Here is an 18,798-nt window from a genome sequence, read left to right as displayed (position 1 = left end):
ATTATTCCTGAAATGTTCAACAAAACCAAAATTACTTTTGAAAAATTGACAAATATGATTATTTCATCAATCATAAAAAGTAAAATTAGAGGTATTGAGTATGGGGTAGCTTTGGTAAGTGAAGGTGTTTTTCATTTTATGGAAGAAGAAGAAATTATCAATTCGGGTATTAATTTTACCTATGATGATCACGGGCATCCTGAATTGGGAAATGTAAGTAAATCGCATATATTCAATTACTTATTGCAATTAAAACTAAAAGAATTAGGCTTGGATATTAAAACCAGACCCGTTGAAATTGGCTACGAATTAAGATGTTGTAAACCAATTGCTTTTGATTTAACACTTTGTACTTTATTGGGTATAGGTGTTAAAAAATTATACGACAATGGTGTTTCGGGTTGTATTGTAAGTGCAAATTCAAGGGGAGATATAACGCCTTTGTATTTAAAAGATTTTCAAGACGAAAACGGAAAAGTACAGCCACGATTGGTAGATATTGAGTCGGATATGGCGCAACTTTTTATCAATAATTTAATTTATATCAGAGAAAAAGATTACGAATCAGCAAAACAATATGTCGATAATCCAGCAGATTACGATTTTAAAAAAATATTGAATTGGGAGTGAAATAAAGTTGAAAAGTCTAAAGTCTGAAAGTTATCGGTGGCTGAGCGTAGTCGAAGCCATATGATAGTTGGAAAGTCTAAAGTCTAAAGTCTAAAGTCTGAAAGTCTGAAAGTTATTGGTGGCTGAGCGTAGTCGAAGCCATATAATAGTTGAATAGTTGAATAGTTGAAAAGTCTGAAGTCTAAAAGTTATCGTTGGCTGAGCGTAGTCGAAGCCAAATAATATATTGAATACCAAAATTGTCACGCTGAGCTTGTCGAAGCGCAACAACTAACAAAACAAAATAAAACAAAAAAAATGGCACAATTTACAAGAATAGAAGTTGCTACGGCAATGAAAGAAACAGGGATGATTCCTTTGTTTTTTCACAGTGATATAGAATTAAGTAAAAAAGTATTAAAAGCGTGTTACGATGGTGGTGCACGTTTAATGGAGTTTACCGCTCGTGGTGATTTCGCTCACGAAGTTTTTGGCGAATTAACCAAATATGCCATCAAAGAATTACCTGGAATGATTATGGGTGTTGGTTCAGTAACCGATGCTGCAGCCGCTTCATTGTATATGGCATTGGGTGCAAACTTTATTGTAACACCAGTTTTAAGAGAAGACATTGCCATTGCTTGTAACCGTCGTAAAGTATTATGGTCACCAGGCTGTGGAACTTTGACTGAAATCACAAGAGCCGAGGAATTAGGCTGTGAAGTAGTAAAATTATTTCCTGGAGATATTTACGGACCTCAGTTTGTAAAAGGAATCAAAGGGCCTCAACCTTGGACAAGCATTATGCCAACAGGAGGTGTTTCACCAACTAAGGAAAATTTATCGGCTTGGTTTGGCGCAGGTGTAACTTGTGTTGGAATGGGTTCTCAATTGATTTCAGGAGAAATCATTAAAAATAAAGATTACGCAAAATTAGAGCAAGACGTTAAAAACGCCATAGCTTTAATCAAAGAAATCAGAAAGTAATCTTCATCAAAAAATCATTAAAACACCATAGTCATGTACAAAAATATTTTCCTTATTAGTTTTATATTCATATTCATTTCTTGTAAAGAAGTGAAAAATAATATTGTAAATGTTGCAGATAAAGCAGCTTTAAATTTAGCTATAACTGAAGCAAAACCTGGTGATGTAATTGTACTTGCCAATGGTGTTTGGAAAGATGTTGAAATTGAATTTATTGGACACGGAACTAAAGAACAACCAATAACTTTACGTGCAGAAACTGCTGGTGAAGTTTTTATTGAAGGTATTTCAAATTTAAAATTTGGTGGAGAATATTTAATAGTTAGCGGTTTGTATTTTAGAAATGGATATACACCTTCAGAAGACGTAATTGCCTTCAGAATTGATAAAAACCAAGTAGCTAATAATTGTACAGTTACCAACTGTGTTATTGAAGATTTTAATCAGTTGCAACGTGATAGAGACGATCATTGGGTGCAATTTTTTGGAAGATATAACCAATTAGATCATTGTTATTTAACAGGTAAAACCAATGGAGGCCCAACAGTTAGGGTAGATTTAAAGGGTAACGAGAGCATTAAAAATTACCATCAAATTGTTTACAATCATTTTGGACCAAGACCGCGTAAAGGTGGTGCAAGGGGAGAAACTATTCAGTTAGGTAGTAGTTTTACGTCTATGTCGCCAAGCAATACAACCATTGCTCATAACTTATTTGAAGAATGTAATGGTGAAGTTGAAGTCATTTCAAGTAAAACAAATTTCAACGAAATTAGAAACAATGTATTTTATAAAAGTGAAGGTTCTGTAGTTACACGTCACGGAAATTATGTAACTATTGATGGTAATTATTTTATTGGTGATGGTAAAAATGCAAATATTGGAGGAATAAGAATTGTAAATACAGGTCATTGGATTACAAATAATTATTTTTATAATTTAATAGGTGAAAACTTTAGAAGTCCGTTAGCAGTAATGAACGGAATTCCAAAATCACCATTAAATCGTTACAATCAAGTTACAGATGTTGTTGTTGCATACAATACTTATGTAAACTGTAAATCGCCTTGGCAATTTGGTGTAGGTACAAATATTGCTCAAAAAGACGTATTGCCTTTGTCTGAAATTCGTTCAGCGAGACCATTAAGAACGGTGGTGGCAAATAATGTAATTTATAACAATGTTGGAGATGCAAATCCAATAATTGAGCACGATGAAGCTGATGGGGTAAACTTCCAAAGCAATGTAATTAACAATCAAGGTGTTGCTTTTAAAGATGAAAAACGCATTACACCAAACAATTTTGAGTTGGTTGCTATAAACGATTATCTTTTTGTGCCAAAAGGAATTTCAACCGAAATAAAACCATTTCTAGGTTTTGAATTTGAAACCATTACCAAAGATTTATTTGGAAATTCAAGAACTGAAAATAACAATATTGGAGCTTCAATTGAAGGAGCAACTAAAGATCCTTTGATTTTAGACAAGAAAAAATATGGCGCAACTTGGTTTTTAAGTGAAAAACCTGCTTATGAAGCCCAAACAATTGAAGTTACTGTTGAAGATGATTTAGCTGCTAAAATAGCTTCAGCAAACAAAGGAGATATTGTGTCTTTAAATAGTGGAACATATACAATTTCATCATCATTAATTATAAACAAAAGTATTACCATACAATCTTTAGGTGAAGAAAAAGCAAAAATTATTTTTGAAGGCGCAGAAAATACACCTGTGTTTGCTTTAAATCCTTACGGTATTTTAACGTTAAAAAATGTGATTCTTTCAGGAAATGGAACGCAACAAGCTTTTGCAAGTTTAAAAGAAAATATGTCCAATCATTTTGGATTGTTTGTTTCAGGATGCGAAATCAGCGATTTTAATTATGTTTTAAAAGCCTATAAGCAAACTTTTGCTGAAGAAATTTTGGTTGAAAACACTTCAATCGTTAATTGTGCAAATGGTATTGAACTATCAGAAGAAATTAATGACAAAGGAGATTACAATGTCGAATATTTAACAATTCAAAACTGTCAGTTTACAAACGTAGAAAGTAATGTGATTGATTATTATAGAGGTGGTTACGACGAATCAACTATTGGCGGAAATTTATTGGTAAGCAATAATACATTTACCAATTGCGGTGCCAAAGAGGCCAACGGCGTTTTAATTAATTCAACCGGAATTGTAAATGTGGATATTTCTAACAATACTTTCAAAAATAACAAAGTGAAATTAGTTGCCTTGTTATGGGGTGCAAAAAACAATACAGCGTCTAATAATACCATTGAAAATTCAGGCAAAATCTTAGTTCAAGAAAACCTTGAATTGAAGTTGATGTATTAAAATAGTTTGAAGTTAAAAGTTAAAAGTTAAAAGTTAAAAGTTAAAAGTTAAAAGTTAAAAGTTAAAAGTTAAAAGTTCGAAGTCTAAAGTCAAAAGTTTTTTTTAAAAAACAATATAAATAAGTTCAGAAGATTCCCTCCTTGAGGAGGGTTAGGGAGATGTTTTTTAGTCTAAAGTCTAAAGTCTAAAGTCTAAAGTTTCAAGTCTAAAGTCAAAAGAACTTTGGTGGCTGAGCGTATTCTAAGTCATTATAAAAATCTTAAGTAGCTAAAAACCAAAGTTGTCATGCGGAACTTGCCGAAGCGCAACAGCCAACAATCAAATTCATATAATCATGAAAACAATATTATTTAGCATTTTAATATTTATATCGTCCATTGCTTTTGGTCAGGAAATTCCGACTAATAAAGTAATCAGCACGGCTAATTTATATCAATATTTAAATGCTTCTGTTCAACAAGAGTTAAGTAAAAACGGCGTTGTTTCAGAAGTGGATTTAGCTAACTATTTTCGTGAAAAATTTGCAGAACGTTATTTTTACAATTGGAAAAACTTCAATAATAGATTTGAGATATATCAGCAATTATACCCAGAAAATAAGGTGTCTCATACAGAGAATGCTTTAGATCATATTTCAAAATTTGCAGATAGTACACAATGGGTGTTGCCATTTAATTATTTAAATGGTGAGCCTGTAAATGCGTATGCTTTAAGGCACTTGGCGCGTCAGCATAAAATGGTCGACATTGCTTTTTACTATAATTATCAAAATAAAGACACAAAATACCTAAACTATTTTGTCAATCAGGTAGCGTCTTTAAATAGTGCTTTAGAATTGAATCAATATGAGAAAATAGAAGATGGAAATGGTGTTTACGAGGCGTTTCGTTCGGGTTATCGTGTGTTAAATTGGTTAGAAATTCACAATATGTTTTTGGGTGAAAAGGCATATACACACCAAGATCAGTTAACAACTATTGCAACCTTATTACAACACGCTGCAAATTTGTATGCAACAAATACTGAATTTGTTGCAGGAAATCATCAAACACGCGGTATGTCGGCTTTGGCAATGCTTTCAATTTTATTTAGAGATTTTAAAGGAGCTGATAACTGGTATAAAAGGTCAATGCAATTGTTAGGTGAACATTTGGATAAAGAAATAAATGATGATGGTTTTCAGTTCGAACGCTCTGTTCATTATCACATGAGTGATATTGAAAATTATTATTTTGTATATCAATTAGCCAAATTGAGTGGTATAAAAGTAGCTCCTTTTTGGGAAGAAAAGTTAAATTCGTTGTTTACAACCTTAACAAAAATTGCTTATCCAGATAAATCTGCTCCGGTTTTACAAGATGATACCGACAATCCTTGGGCTGAAAAAAATGACATATCAGGTGCTTTAACATTGGGCTATTTATTGTTTGAAGAGCCTTCATTGGGTTATTTTGCAAATTCCAAAGTTGCTTCTAAAATGTATTGGTATTTAAGTAAAAATCAACTTTCATTACTTGATAACATTCAAAAAGAGCAGCCAAATTTTCAATCAATCTCTTTTTTAACAACGGGTTATTTTGTGCAAAGAAATGGTTGGGATTTAAATGATAATATGATGATTATTTCGGCAGGTTTAGATCCAGATAAGCCAGATCATCAACACGGTGATATGTTAGGTGTACAGGCAATGGCAAATGGCAAGGTGGTTTTGCCTAATTATCAAGTGCGTTATTCTTTAGAAGATTATGGGTTTTTTAAAAATTCAATGGTAAAAAATGTTGCTTTGGTTGATGATGAATTACAGGGTAAAAAGTATACTTCAAATCAGGGTGGAAGCGGTTTTGGTAAATTTTTAGCGTTGCCAAATCCGAAAGTAATTATTTGGGAAAACAATAGTAAGTACGATTTGTTTGTGGGTTCTCATAACGGATTTGAAAATGTGGACGTTGCATATTCAAGACAAGTAATTAATGTTAAAAATGATTTTTGGATTGTAAAAGATAACTTTAAATCAGCTCAGGCACATGTTTATAAACAAGTTTGGCAGGGTCATTACTCGGTTGAAAATGGAGTAAATTTAATACGTGCAACTTTTGACGATGCCACTGGTTTTGATATTTTTCAGTTGCATAAAATTGACAATGTAAAAAGTGAAGGAACTAGAGGAAAACAATGGTCAGTGCTTTCAAAAACAACAGCAGGTGATTTTAGTTTTGTTACAATCTTATTTCCTTATAAAGGTTTTGATAACAGGATAGATGAGTTAAAAACGTTGCCAGATTTAAAAGGTTGGAAGCTAAACGCTGCTATGTGGGTTTCAGAAAATGAAAATACAATTTCATTAACCAAAGAAAATGAATCTTACTTTTTTGGTGTGAAAAAGTTGAAATACAATAATAAAACAATTGAATTTTCCGAATTTACAGATGCTTACATAAATACTTCCGCAGAAAAAATTGAAGTAAAACTATTGGGTAATCAGAATGTTGGTGTTGATGTAAAGGATTAGGAAGTTCTCTAGAGCAGCGATTGTAACCAATTGCTTGGAAATTTTAAAATAGGCTACTTAGTATATCTTATAAAAAAAGTAATGAGAGGGGATCACTACTTTTCCATATAATTTAAAATCTAATTGGGGTTGATTTTAAAGTAAGTTATACAATTCCTAAGCGTTCAAATAATAATTGAATATCGCTAGGATACATGTTATTTGGATTGTTATTTGATTTGTCAGACTTGTTATTGTCAGAGTTTTCCGGTTGAACTGTGGGGAATTTTTTCATGTTACTAGATTTTTTAGCTTTTTCGTCTTCTTTAATGTTATTTAGCTTATTAAGGTCTTTTTTTTTCATTTTTTATGTAATCAAATCGTTTAGTTGGGCTTCTAAATTTTATAATTTGTTTCATTTAATAATATGCTAAAGGTAAGTACGATGTTTAAAAAAAAGGAGAATTAATCCGTAAATAAAGCAAGGATAATCCATACTCTTTTTATCGATAATTATAGTAATTTTAACCATTATAAATTTTATGGTATCCTAAAATTATGAGAAACTATTTTATTATCGACAATGATTCAAATGCTATTCAAAACATTAAGAGTGTTTTAGAAGATTACTACGAGTTTAACTGTATTGGTGTTTCCTGTGAATACAAGGAAGCTATGAATACTATTTTAAAAGAATCACCCGACTTGGTCTTTTTTAATATTGATAACTTTAAAGACAATCCTTTTGAGTTTGCTCAAGAACTTAATTTGTTTAATGAAGATTTTCCTGTGTTTATTGCAGTGTCTTATTCAAAAGATAGAATATATGAAGTGATTAAAAGCGGTTTCTTCGATTTTTTACTTTGTCCGCTTGAAGAACTTGAAATTCGTAAAACAGTTTTAAGAGTCCTTAAAAAAATACCAGCTCGCTCCAGAAAAAATATTTGTTTAAAATCATATAAAGATTATCAGTATTTAAAAACCGATGAAATTTTATTTTTAAAAGCCGATAACAATACAACCGACTTTTATATGAATGATGGCAATGTAATTAGTGCTTTTAAAACATTAAAAACGTTTGAAGAAATACTGCCAAACAATTTTCATAGAATTCATAAAAGTTATATTATCAATAAAAATTTTGTTTCTCGCATACAATATGGTAAATTTACTTGTACTATTAAAAGAAACGACTATGAAGTTCCTTTTACAAAAACCTATATTGATAATATAGAAAGTATGAATAGAGCTTTATCAGAGTATTCTTACCAGTCGTTAAATTAATTTTCCTTTCACAATACGGGGTTATACACTCAGACCTTACTGTTTTACTAAAGGCAACGAATTTATTCGTTCTAAATGTCTTTGTTGTAGTATTTTAGCAGTGTAATTAAGCAGTTAAATATTGATTTTTACAATGTTTAAAACACATTACACAAAAGATAAAATAATTATAAAAACATATTGTCCAATTAAAAAACGCCCCATATTATGAAAGCTATTAAATACATTTTCGCAATTTTATTATTCGCTAACTTCGCAATTTCTTGTTCTAATGATTCTTCTGAAGATGATGAATTATACAATACAGTACAAGCAACTTCACAAACTGGTGAAGAAGGTAGTGCAGCTATCATGACAAAAAGAAACTAATTTTACAGCGTAAAATTACAACATATAAAAGTTTAAAAAGCCTTAACCAAAAGTTAAGGCTTTTTTAGTAGCTTTGTTTTACAAAACAATCCCATTGAAAACAAGCTTTTATCATAACAACCCTTTACTTTCTTTTTTTGTATGCTTATTTTTAGCGATGGCAGTTTTTAGCTGTGATGATCATAAAAATGCAGTAATTTCTTCGAAAAATAAATCAAAAGACAGTGTAGCTATTTGGATTGAACAAGCTCGTGATTTTAAAAATACACTTCAAGAGCGGGAATTGGCAGTGCAAAAAGCTTATGCTTATACGAAAACCTTGCCTTCTGAAAGGGAACAAAGTAATATTTATTCAGAATTAGCAATTGATGTTGGAGGTTTAACTAATGATGCTTTGTTTAAAACCGTAAATACAACAGCAATGCAGTATGCTGTTAAATTAAAAGATACTTTTAAAATTGGAGATGCACATTGGAATTTTGGAACATTTTACACTCAAAAGGAAGTTATAGACAGTGCTTATTATCATTTTCATAAGGCCTATGAGCAGTTTAAAATGACTAATCATGAATACTATACGGGTAAAATGTTGTACAATATGGCATTTATTCAGGGGCGTTTAAAAGATTATACAGGGAGTGAAGTATCTATTTTTGAGGCGATTTCAAAATTTGAAAAATTAAATAAATATGATGATCTCTATCAAAGTTACAATTATCTAGGATTGATCTATTACAATCTCGAAGAATTTGATAGGGCTGTGTTTTATTACAACAAAGCTTTGACTTATTTAAATGATGTTGAGGATAAAGGAAATTATAAAGGGTGGACTTTGAGTAATTTGGGTTTGGTTTTTCAAAAGCAAAAAAAATTCGAGGAGGCTATAGAAATATTCGAACAGGTTTTAGATAATAAGAATTTAAAAAAACAGGATGTCAATTTTTATGCAAGGTTGGTTGACAATATTGCTTATACCAAATTTTTAAGTGGAGATACTGCAAATGTGTACAATCAATTTGATTATGCACTTAAAATACGGGATAGTATAAATAATTTCTCGGGAATTGTTATTAGTAAACGTCATTTAAGCGAATTTTACGCTTACAAATTAGATACTTTAACTGCTGTTAAATTGGCTAATGAAGCCAATGGTTTGTCTGGTCAGGTTGAAAACAACAGAGATAAGCTTGAAACGTTACTGCTACTTTCAAAAATAGACAAACAAAAATCAAACAGTTATTTAAAAGAATATGTTTTTTTAAATGACAGTCTTCAAATTGAAGAGCGAAAGATTAGAAATAAGTTTACCAGAATTCGTTTTGAAACCGATGAATATATTGAGGAAACTGAAAAATTATCTCAACAAAAAATATTTATTTCAATCGGTGCTTTTTTTGCAGTACTGTTGTTGTTATTGGCTTATTTTATTAGGGTGCAATCGGCTAAAAATAAAGAATTGCTTTTTGAAAAAGAGCAGCAAAAAGCCAATGAAGAAATTTTTTCTTTGATGTTAAAACAACAATCTAAACTTGAAGAAGGACGTTTAAACGAGCGTAACAGAATTGCGCAGGATTTGCATGATGGTGTTTTGGGTAAAATTTTTGGAACTAGACTTGGTTTGGGTTTTTTAAATGTTAATGGAGATGCTGATACGATTGAAAAACACAAAAATTATATAGATGAACTTCAAAATATTGAAAAAGAAATTAGAGCCATTTCACACGAATTAAAGAATGAAATTTTATCTTCAAAAGAAGATTTCTCAAAAATTATCACCGATTTAATCGATCAAATTAGTAATTTAGGGGAGTTTGAATATAAATTTAGTTGTGATAGCGACGTTATTTGGGATGAGGTTAGAGACGATATAAAAATTAATTATTACAGAATTATTCAAGAGGGTTTACAAAACGTTATAAAATATTCTAAAGCAACAAACGTGTTGATTTATATTGAATTGGAAGAAAATGCAATGCTAAATTTAACCATAAAAGACAATGGTGTTGGTTTTGATGTTAAAGACAAACGAAAGGGTATTGGACTTAAAAATATGCAATCAAGGGCAAATAATTTGAACGGAGTTTTTAATATTCACTCTGAAATTAATAAAGGAACTACTATATTTGTATCTTGTTCCCTACAAAATAATGATGATGAGTAAAATTTATAATGTATTAATAGTTGATGATCACCCAATAATTGCTGATGCCTATAAAAGTGCTTTTGAATATATAAGTGCTGAAAAAAAAGATGTAACTTTTAATATTGATATTGTTACCAATTGTGACGATGCTGTTGCTCATATTAATTCGGTTTCTAAAAGCGGTAATTTAGATATCGTATTTTTAGATATTTCTTTACCACCTTCAAGTGATGGGAAATATTTATCGGGCGAAGATATTGGAGTTAAAATAAAAGAAGTAATTCCAAGTTGTAAAGTTATTGTGGCTACTACTTTTAACGATAATTATCGCATTCAGGTAATTCTTAAAAGTGTAAATCCGGATGGTTTTTTAATTAAAAACGATATCAATAAAGATGAATTGGTAACTTCAATAAAAACCATTTTAGACAATTCACCTTATTATAGTAAATCGGTTTTAGAATTGTTTCGCAAGCAATCTTCAACAGATTATAAATTGGATAAAATAGACAGACAGTTGTTGTATGAAATGTCTATTGGAACCAAAATGAAAGACCTTCCAAATATAATTCCTATGTCAATGCCAGGACTTGAAAAAAGAAAGAAACAATTGAAAGAGTTGTTTAAAGTTCAGGACAACGATGATAGAGAATTGATACTAAAAGCAAAAGAAAAAGGGTTTATTTAAATAAACCCTTTTTTGTTATAAAAATGTCTTTGGGGTTGATCTATTTATTATAACATATTTCAAATATAGCCTTTATTTTATCCTATAAAAATTAGAATTGATTTAATTGCTTTTTAAAGTAAAACTTTATGGTTTTAGCTATTTTGAAGTATGGAAAAAACTTAAATTTTTATAAAAATTTTCTTCTTATATAAAATATAAGTGACAAACCAAAAGAAAATAATATGCATTACTGCAAATAAAAGAGAACCATTCATTTTACCTGCAATAGGTACGCAAACGTCTGAATACAAAAAGTCATATGCTGAAACACTTACGCCTTGAGCATTGGTGATGTGAATTAAATAAATAATAACCAAAACATACAAGCCAGAAAATACATAAATAGCCAAAGGGTTTGTACCAAAATGAATAAATGGTTTTGCCCATTTTTTAATACCTTTTACATCTATAAACCACAATAAAAAAGCTAAAAAAACCATTGCCAAACCGCCAGTGTAAAGTACATAGGTACTTGTCCATAGTGCTTTGTTTATTGGAAATATAAAATTCCAAAGCCATCCAATAAATGTAGCAATTGCGCCAAAAATCAGTAATTTTTTAATAGTGTCCATTGTACTTCCAGAAAATTCTATGATTCTTCCTGAAAAATAGCCAATCAATATAGTGGCTACAGACGGAATTGAAGAAAGTAAACCTTCTGGATCAAAGGCAATTCCAAAACCACCATACAAATGTTTTTCACCCAAAAGTAATAAATCTACTTTTCTAACTAAATTGGTAGTCAATTCAAAAGGACCTTCAGAAGCTCCAAAAAATAATAAGCCCCAATATCCAACTAAAATACCTAAAAAAATATAAGCCAATTGTTTGTAATTAAATTGCATACACAAAAGTGCACTAATTAAATAAGCAATAGCAATGCGTTGTAAAACTCCAAATATGCGTAAGTTTTCAAAATCAAAATAAGGAAAAGCATTTAGAAAAACGCCTAATAAAAACAAAATTGAAGAACGTTTTAATGCTTTGTAAAGTGATTTTTTTGTAATTCCTTGGTCGAATTTTTTAAACGAAAACCACATAGAAACCCCTACAATAAAAAGGAAAAATGGAAAAACCAAATCTGTTGGTGTGCAGCCATTCCAAGTTGAATGTAATAGAGGAGGATATACATATTCCCAGCTTCCAGGTGTATTAACCATAATCATCAATGCAATGGTCAATCCGCGCATTACATCGAGCGCTATTAAACGTTGAGTAGCCATATTATTTTATTTTTAATTAGCTTATTTTTTCAACCCTAATTTATGTCCTGCAATGGCATAATATAAAATAATAAGGTAGCAAGGCAATAAAATCCAATAGCCAGAAGTAGCTGATTCGGCTGTTGCAGCAGCTTCACTCATTCCTTGAGCGATTAATTCTACTCTATGTCCGTCAACCAAATTACCATATAAAGGCGGAATAATTGCACCACCAGCAATTGCCATAATTAACAATGCCGAAGCTGTTTTTGTAAACTTACCCAAACCTTTTAAAGTTAGTGGCCAAACCGCTGGCCAAACCAATGCGTTTGCAATTCCTAAAGCGGCAACAAATAATACCGATGTAAATCCAGAGGTAAATACAATGCAAAAAGTAAATACAATACCCAATACGGCACTTGCTTTTAAAGCAAAAGCCTGACTCATAAATTTAGGTATTAAAAATACACCAAGTGCATAAGTTAAAACCATTGCCATTAAGGTAAATGTGGTAAAAAACTTGGCATCTTCAACCGGAATTCCAATTGAAATTCCGTAAGCAATAATGGTATCGCCTGCAATTACTTCGGCACCAACATATACAAATAAGGTTAAAACTCCTAGCCATAAATGTGGAAATTGAAAAATATTTGTTTTTAAAGTTTCGCCATCTTTAGGTGTTTCAATAGGTTCTGCTTCAACGTGTGGTAGCGGTGCTTTTCTAATTAAAATTCCTAAAACAAATAACACAACAGCCATTACAATATAAGGTGTAACTACGCTATCTGCCATAGTATCTAAAAGTTGAGATTTTTCTTCAAGAGTTACGGTGCTTAATTTTTCGTTTACTTCATCAATACCCGATAATAATAAAGCTCCAAATATTAATGAACCCAAAGCACCTGCAATTTTATTGGCAATTCCCATAATTGCAATTCGTTTTGCAGCACTATCAATAGGGCCTAAAATGGTAATGTATGGATTTGAAGCTGTTTGTAACAAGGTCATTCCCATACCTTGAATAAAAATACCAGTTAAAAATATCCAGTAAGTACGTGCTTCAGCAGCAGGAATAAAAACCAAAGCACCTATGGCCATTACAATTAGTCCTAAACTCATTCCTTTTCTGTAACCAATTTTGTTGATTATTGAAGAAGCAGGAATTGCCATAACTACAAATGAAATATAAGAAGCCGAAGCTACTAAAAATGATTGTGCCGAGGTTAATTCGTTGATGGTTTTCATAAACGGAATCAATGCCCCGTTTATCCAGGTAACAAAACCAAAAATGAAAAATAAACCGGCAATAATAATGATTGGGACTAATGTGCTGTTTTTTGTTGAAGTTTGAGTGGTTGACATATAAATTATTTACTGTTTGGTTAATAAAGTCTGAAAAAACACCATTTGAGTGTTCATAGGCTTAAAAATAGTATAATAATTTATTACTGCTAACTATTTTCTATAAGTAGCATAAAATAATAGTCAGACTAACAAAATTTAAAGACGAACAATAATTGTAAAATAAATAAAACAACTGTTATTCAATAAAATCGGTGCTGTTTAATATTTTTTGTTTGGCAATTTGAAGATAATTACGACCAATTGGAACGCGTCGGTTTGCAATTTCAACCGAGTTACCTTCAATAGATTTTATTTTATTTAGCGCAATGGTAAACGAACGATGAATTCGTAAGAAATTTTCACTTGGTAATTCTTCTTCAATACTGCTCATAGATTTGTGAACCAAAAAATCACCAGTTGTAGTAAATACTTTGATATAATCTTTTAAGCTTTCAATAAATAAAATATCGTTGAGCTTAATTTTCATCAATTTTTTATCAACTTTTAAAAAAATAAAAGGATCTTCTTTAAAAGTTACTTCACTGCTTTTGTCTATACCTATTCTTGTGTTTATTTTAGCAATTGCTTTTAAAAAGCGTGCAAACGGAATTGGTTTTACCAAATAATCCAGCACATCTAAATCAAAACTTTCAACAGCATATTCTCGGTAAGCAGTTGTAATTACAATAAGTGGTTTTGTTGGCAATGAACGTAAAAAATCCAATCCGCTCATTTTGGGCATATTTATATCTAAAAAAGCCACATCTATTTCACCACTTTCAATAATAGGTAAAGCTGCAATTGCCGTATTGTATGTGGCAACAAGCTCCATAGTTGGAAATTCACTTAAATGATTTTCAATTACTTTTATTGCTAAAGGTTCATCATCAATAATAATACATTTAATTTTCATTGATAGGTATTTTTAAATAAACACAATATTTGTTGTCTTTAATTTCGGTTTTTAATTCAAAATTGTTGGGAAATAACAATTCAAGTCTTCTTTTTACATTTTGATTGCCAATTCCTTTACGCGTATTTGTTGTTTCAGTCAATTCAACTGATTTGTTAAAAGAGTTTTCAGCCTTAAAGATAAGCCATTTATCTAAAACATTTTCAAAATAGATGTTTACTTCAATGGTGTCGGTATTTTTAGCACCATGTTTAAAGCAGTTTTCTATAAAAGGAAGAAATAACAATGGAGGAACCTCAATATCTTCAATGTTTCCTTCAATATCTGTACTTGTTATAATGCGATCTCCATATCGCAAACGTTCTAAATCTAAATAATTTTGAATGTAATTAATGGCTGTAAACAATCTCAATTTAGGTTCTCTAACATCATATAAAACATATTGCATGATTTCAGATAATTTTAAAACCACACTTGGCGCGATATCCGATTTTTCTAAAGTAAGCGCATATAAATTGTTTAGGGTATTGAAAAAGAAATGTGGTTGTATTTGAGATTTTAAATATTTTAGTTCTGTTTCTAATTGTACCTTTTGAAGATTTTCAACCCTGTCGCGCTCATAAATCCAGTCAAAAATTAATTTTATAGCAGTAACCAAAGCCACTACATAAATTTCACCCAAAACTACAGCAATAATATGGTTAAAAGTAAATGCTTGTTGTGGGTTTTCAGCTTCGGGCCAAATATTTTTAGTTACCAATAAATAGTTTAAGCCAGTACGAAGCACATAAATTACTCCCAGCGAAACAATAAATACAACAATATAGGTTTTGTATTTTTTGGTTAAAATAAATTTAGGTATTAAATAATAGATGTTGAAATATACAAATACAATATGTAGCGGAAATTCTACAAGGTTAGATTTTAAAGAGTACCAATAGTCGTCAAAATAACTTCCCCAACGTATAAAGTTGAACATAAAATAACCCAACCAAAACCAAATATGGTATTTAATAGGTATTGAATAACTGGTATTTTGAAGCCATTTTGATCTCAAAAGTTACTAATTTTAAGGTGTGTAAATGTGATTATGGCGGAAAAAGTAGTTGTTTTTTTTAGGTTGACAAAATTTTAAAACAATTAAATATATATGTTTATGAAAACGTTTTCTTTAATATTAAAAAACATGTTATTCGTTGTTTTTTTTGTGTCGTATATAGAATTTTTTTTGAAGTAGGGGATTCTATTTATACGTTTATCAAAACAAAATTTAACTAATTTATTTATTTATGAAAAAATTAATACCATTATTTATGCTGATTTTTTCACTCGCAATTACACAACAAGTGGCTGCGCAAGTGAAAACAGTATCTGGTACAGTAACAGCTGCATCAGATCAAGCTCCGCTTCCAGGAGTAAATGTTGTGATTAAAGGAACAACAAAAGGAACTCAAACCGATTATGACGGTAATTTTAGCATTGAAGCTTCAAAAGGAGACGTTTTAGAGTTTTCATTTATAGGGATGACAACGCAATTGATTCCTGTTAACGAAACTTATATTGTAAATGCAAAATTACAAGAAGATGCACTAAGTTTAGACGAGGTGATTGTTACTGCTTTGGGTATTAAAAAAGAGAAAAAAGCTTTAACCTATTCTGCACAAGAAGTAAAAGGTGATGAGTTAACTACTGTAAAACAAACAAACCCAATTAATAGTTTGTCTGGAAAATCTGCAGGTATCACTATTACTAAAAGTTCTTCAGGAGCTGGTGGATCTTCAAAAGTAGTATTAAGGGGTAACTCTTCAACAACAAACAACGATCCATTATATGTAGTAGACGGTGTACCAATGTTAAATAGCGGAAATGGTAGTAATGGAGAAACTCCAGGAACTAATATTTTTGGTGATCAAACAGGTAACAGAGATGGTGGTGATGCTTTATCATTAATCAATCCTGATGATATTGAAAGTTTAACAGTTTTAAAAGGTGCTTCGGCTTCAGCATTATACGGTAGTCAAGGTGCCAATGGTGTAATTTTAATTACGACTAAATCTGGTAAAGATGGTAAGTTAAGTGTAAACTTCAATACCAGTTTAACAGTAGACAATGTAACTTCATTACCTAAATTACAAACTGAATACCAATCAAATTCAGTAGGACAAGCAATTGCTGAAAACGGAAATGTTACTGATCCTAAATCTTGGGGTTCAAAAGCAAGTGGTTTATCAAATACTGTGGATGATTTTTTTGAAACAGGAATTACTGCTATCCAATCGTTATCGTTATTAGCGGGTAACAAAATGGCACAAACTTATGTTTCTTATGCAAATACTTCTGTAAATGGTGTAATGCCAAATAACCGAATGGTAAGAAATAACTTTAATGTTAAAGAAACTGCTAATTTTTTAGATGATAAAATTACAGTTGGTGCAAGTATAAATTTATCTGACCAACGTATTTGGAACAGACCAACAAACGGTTTGTATTCAAATCCTTTAACTGGCTTGTATTTAAATCCAGTTGGAATTGACTTAAACGATTATAAAAACTTTGAGTATTTTAATGCAGATTTAAATATGATGGATCAATATGCGACTTCTTTTGATGAAAATATTCAACAAAATCCATATTGGTTAGTAAACCGCAACCAAAGTAAAGATGTTGCGCAAAGAGTAGTTGCTAACGTTTCGGCTAAATACCAAATTTTAGACAACTTATCTGTTCAGTCTAGAGCGAGTTACGATAAATCATTTTTTACTTTTGATAAAAGAATGTATGCAGGAAGTGATCCTACTTTTGTACCTGCAACAGGTAGATATATTTTAGAAAAAACAGAAAACACACAACAGTATATCGATTTAATTGCAAATTACAATACAGATATTACTGAAGATTTTAACTTTTCAGCAATTTTAGGAACAAGTTTAACTAAATATTCAACAGGAGATCAGTTACATTTAGATTCAGGTATAGGAAAAGGTTTAACATATCCAAATGTATTTACTATTGGAAACTTTGCTGAAACTAAAGATTTGTTACAATCTGTTTATAACAGAGAAGTACAATCGGTTTTTGCATCGGTTAATTTTGGATACAAAAGTATGGTGTATTTAGATGTTACAGGAAGAAATGACTGGTCGTCTACATTGGTAAATACTGCTTCAAAATCTTTCTTTTACCCATCATTTGGTTTAACAGGTGTTTTAAGTGAAATTTTTGAATTGCCTAAGTCAGTTACTTTTGCAAAATTAAGAGCATCATATGCAATTGTAGGTAAAGATATTCCTGCGTATGCAACCATTCCTTTAAATACAATTCCTAACGGTCAAGGTAACTTTGCCAAGCCAACATTTGGTGTAATTGAAGGTGAAACTTTAGAGCCAGAAAAACAAAATTCATTTGAAATTGGTACGCAATGGAGATTTGTAGGTAACAGATTAGGTTTAGACTTAACTTATTACAATACCAAAACAACAAACCAAATATTTTATATTGCTGCAGAGCCTAATTTAGAAGGTTATGTTCAAAATATTGTAAACGCAGGTGAAATTAAAAACAGTGGTGTAGAATTAACTGTTGATGCAAAACCTGTTGTAAAAGATAACTTTACTTGGGAAACTGCTTTAAACTTTGCTACTAATAAAAATAAAGTTGTATCAGTTCACCCTTCATTACAAAATGGTGAAGCAATTATAACTGCACCAGGTGTAAACGGTTATGGTTATTCATTAATTGAAGGTGAAGATTTTGGAAGTATCAGAGGTCGTTCAGTAGTAAGAAACGAAAACGGTTTGCCTGTTGTAAGTGACGATGGTGCTGGCGGATTTAGTATTGAAGCTACAGATTGGGAAACAATTGCTCACGCGCAACCAGACTTTACATTAGGATGGAATAACTCATTTAGCTTTGATAATTTCCAAGTTAGCTTTTTAGTTGATGCTAAATTTGGAGGTGATGTAGTAAGTATTACTGAAGCTGTAAACGATTTTTATGGTGTATCTCAAGCTTCTGCTGATGCTAGAAATAGAAATGGTGGAATGATTGATGTTGTTGATGGAAGTGGAAATGCACAACAAATGACAGCACAAGATTACTATACTAAAACTGGTGGTAGAGCAGGTCTTATTGGAGAATATGTATACGATGCTACCAACGTAAGTTTAAGAGAACTATCAGTAGGGTATAACTTAATATTCCCTGATAGCCGAGTAAATAATATCCGATTTTCTGTAATTGGTAATAACCTTTTCTTTTTCTATAAAAAAGCGCCATTTGATCCAAATATTGCTTCAAGTACAGGAATGGGATTACAAGGAGTTGATATTTATGGTCAACCATCAACAAGAAGTATTGGACTAAATATTAACGTAAATTTCTAAGACA

13 protein-coding genes and 1 pseudogene are annotated in these 18,798 nt (G+C 30.9%); 9 read left to right on the top strand and 5 right to left on the bottom strand.

Translation table 11 applies throughout. From position 1 onward, the window contains the following. From EC396_RS06450 to EC396_RS06435, 4 genes and pseudogenes are all read left to right on the top strand, one after another. Nucleotides 1–630: pseudogene (locus EC396_RS06450) on the top strand (6-phosphofructokinase); the annotation flags it as partial. 297 nt (nucleotides 631–927) lie between these two features. Further along, nucleotides 928–1,596, top strand: coding sequence for a bifunctional 4-hydroxy-2-oxoglutarate aldolase/2-dehydro-3-deoxy-phosphogluconate aldolase (locus EC396_RS06445; RefSeq protein WP_129365884.1), 669 nt, complete (start codon nucleotides 928–930; stop codon nucleotides 1,594–1,596). A 33-nt stretch (nucleotides 1,597–1,629) separates the two neighbouring features. Beyond that, on the top strand, nucleotides 1,630–3,939 hold the full coding sequence (locus tag EC396_RS06440) for a chondroitinase-B domain-containing protein (RefSeq protein WP_129365883.1): 2,310 nt from the start codon (nucleotides 1,630–1,632) through the stop codon (nucleotides 3,937–3,939). A 334-nt stretch (nucleotides 3,940–4,273) separates the two neighbouring features. Continuing rightward, the gene (locus EC396_RS06435; RefSeq protein WP_129365882.1) at nucleotides 4,274–6,448 is read left to right on the top strand and encodes a heparinase II/III family protein; all 2,175 of its coding nucleotides are present in this window, start codon (nucleotides 4,274–4,276) and stop codon (nucleotides 6,446–6,448) included. A gap of 145 nt (nucleotides 6,449–6,593) precedes the next feature. Here the strand turns inward: EC396_RS06435 and EC396_RS06430 are convergent, their stop codons facing one another. Continuing rightward, a complete protein-coding gene (locus tag EC396_RS06430; RefSeq protein WP_129365881.1) occupies nucleotides 6,594–6,791 on the bottom strand; it encodes a hypothetical protein in 198 nt (65 codons plus the stop codon). Nucleotides 6,792–6,985: 194 nt separating this feature from the next. On the opposite strand from EC396_RS06430, the gene EC396_RS06425 reads away from it, so the two are divergent. From EC396_RS06425 to EC396_RS06415, 4 genes are all read left to right on the top strand, one after another. Then, a complete protein-coding gene (locus EC396_RS06425; RefSeq protein ID WP_240665648.1) occupies nucleotides 6,986–7,711 on the top strand; it encodes a LytTR family DNA-binding domain-containing protein in 726 nt (241 codons plus the stop codon). Nucleotides 7,712–7,918: 207 nt separating this feature from the next. Beyond that, nucleotides 7,919–8,080, top strand: a complete 162-nt coding sequence (locus EC396_RS17835) for a hypothetical protein (protein WP_164975214.1) — start codon at nucleotides 7,919–7,921, stop codon at nucleotides 8,078–8,080. Between the two features lie 94 nt (nucleotides 8,081–8,174). Next, entirely contained in the window at nucleotides 8,175–10,241 is a 2,067-nt protein-coding gene (locus EC396_RS06420; RefSeq protein WP_129365879.1) for a sensor histidine kinase, read from the top strand. Then, nucleotides 10,234–10,911 carry a response regulator gene (locus tag EC396_RS06415; RefSeq protein ID WP_240665647.1) on the top strand — a complete coding sequence of 226 codons (678 nt, stop codon included), beginning with the start codon at nucleotides 10,234–10,236 and terminating at the stop codon, nucleotides 10,909–10,911. Before EC396_RS06420 ends, EC396_RS06415 begins: the two co-directional genes overlap by 8 nt. A 161-nt stretch (nucleotides 10,912–11,072) precedes the next feature. Here the strand turns inward: EC396_RS06415 and EC396_RS06410 are convergent, their stop codons facing one another. From EC396_RS06410 to EC396_RS06395, 4 genes are all read right to left on the bottom strand, one after another. Further along, nucleotides 11,073–12,176: an acyltransferase family protein gene (locus tag EC396_RS06410; protein WP_129365877.1), complete on the bottom strand. Its 1,104-nt coding sequence runs from the start codon at nucleotides 12,174–12,176 to the stop codon at nucleotides 11,073–11,075. 21 nt (nucleotides 12,177–12,197) lie between these two features. Beyond that, complete coding sequence (locus EC396_RS06405) at nucleotides 12,198–13,517, bottom strand: sugar MFS transporter (protein WP_129365876.1); 1,320 nt, start codon at nucleotides 13,515–13,517, stop codon at nucleotides 12,198–12,200. A 178-nt stretch (nucleotides 13,518–13,695) separates the two neighbouring features. Then, entirely contained in the window at nucleotides 13,696–14,412 is a 717-nt protein-coding gene (locus EC396_RS06400) for a LytTR family DNA-binding domain-containing protein (protein WP_129365875.1), read from the bottom strand. Continuing rightward, entirely contained in the window at nucleotides 14,402–15,469 is a 1,068-nt protein-coding gene (locus EC396_RS06395) for a sensor histidine kinase (protein WP_240665646.1), read from the bottom strand. The genes EC396_RS06400 and EC396_RS06395 overlap by 11 nt, the downstream gene beginning before the upstream one ends. 232 nt (nucleotides 15,470–15,701) lie before the next feature. On the opposite strand from EC396_RS06395, the gene EC396_RS06390 reads away from it, so the two are divergent. Then, the gene (locus EC396_RS06390; RefSeq protein ID WP_129365874.1) at nucleotides 15,702–18,794 is read left to right on the top strand and encodes a SusC/RagA family TonB-linked outer membrane protein; all 3,093 of its coding nucleotides are present in this window, start codon (nucleotides 15,702–15,704) and stop codon (nucleotides 18,792–18,794) included. The last annotated feature ends 4 nt before the right edge of the window (nucleotides 18,795–18,798 follow it).

The organism is Lutibacter sp. HS1-25, assembly GCF_004121075.1.
Taxonomy (GTDB): domain Bacteria; phylum Bacteroidota; class Bacteroidia; order Flavobacteriales; family Flavobacteriaceae; genus Lutibacter.
This window is presented reverse-complemented; position numbering and strand designations above follow the sequence as displayed.

Coding starts and splice junctions, on each gene's coding strand:
- EC396_RS17835 (WP_164975214.1), top strand. CDS start 7,919: ATGAAAGCTATTAAATACATTTTCGCAATTTTATTATTCGCTAACTTC.
- EC396_RS06390 (WP_129365874.1), top strand. CDS start 15,702: ATGAAAAAATTAATACCATTATTTATGCTGATTTTTTCACTCGCAATT.
- EC396_RS06430 (WP_129365881.1), bottom strand. CDS start 6,791: ATGAAAAAAAAAGACCTTAATAAGCTAAATAACATTAAAGAAGACGAA.
- EC396_RS06440 (WP_129365883.1), top strand. CDS start 1,630: ATGTACAAAAATATTTTCCTTATTAGTTTTATATTCATATTCATTTCT.
- EC396_RS06415 (WP_240665647.1), top strand. CDS start 10,234: ATGAGTAAAATTTATAATGTATTAATAGTTGATGATCACCCAATAATT.
- EC396_RS06400 (WP_129365875.1), bottom strand. CDS start 14,412: ATGAAAATTAAATGTATTATTATTGATGATGAACCTTTAGCAATAAAA.
- EC396_RS06405 (WP_129365876.1), bottom strand. CDS start 13,517: ATGTCAACCACTCAAACTTCAACAAAAAACAGCACATTAGTCCCAATC.
- EC396_RS06410 (WP_129365877.1), bottom strand. CDS start 12,176: ATGGCTACTCAACGTTTAATAGCGCTCGATGTAATGCGCGGATTGACC.
- EC396_RS06445 (WP_129365884.1), top strand. CDS start 928: ATGGCACAATTTACAAGAATAGAAGTTGCTACGGCAATGAAAGAAACA.
- EC396_RS06435 (WP_129365882.1), top strand. CDS start 4,274: ATGAAAACAATATTATTTAGCATTTTAATATTTATATCGTCCATTGCT.
- EC396_RS06425 (WP_240665648.1), top strand. CDS start 6,986: ATGAGAAACTATTTTATTATCGACAATGATTCAAATGCTATTCAAAAC.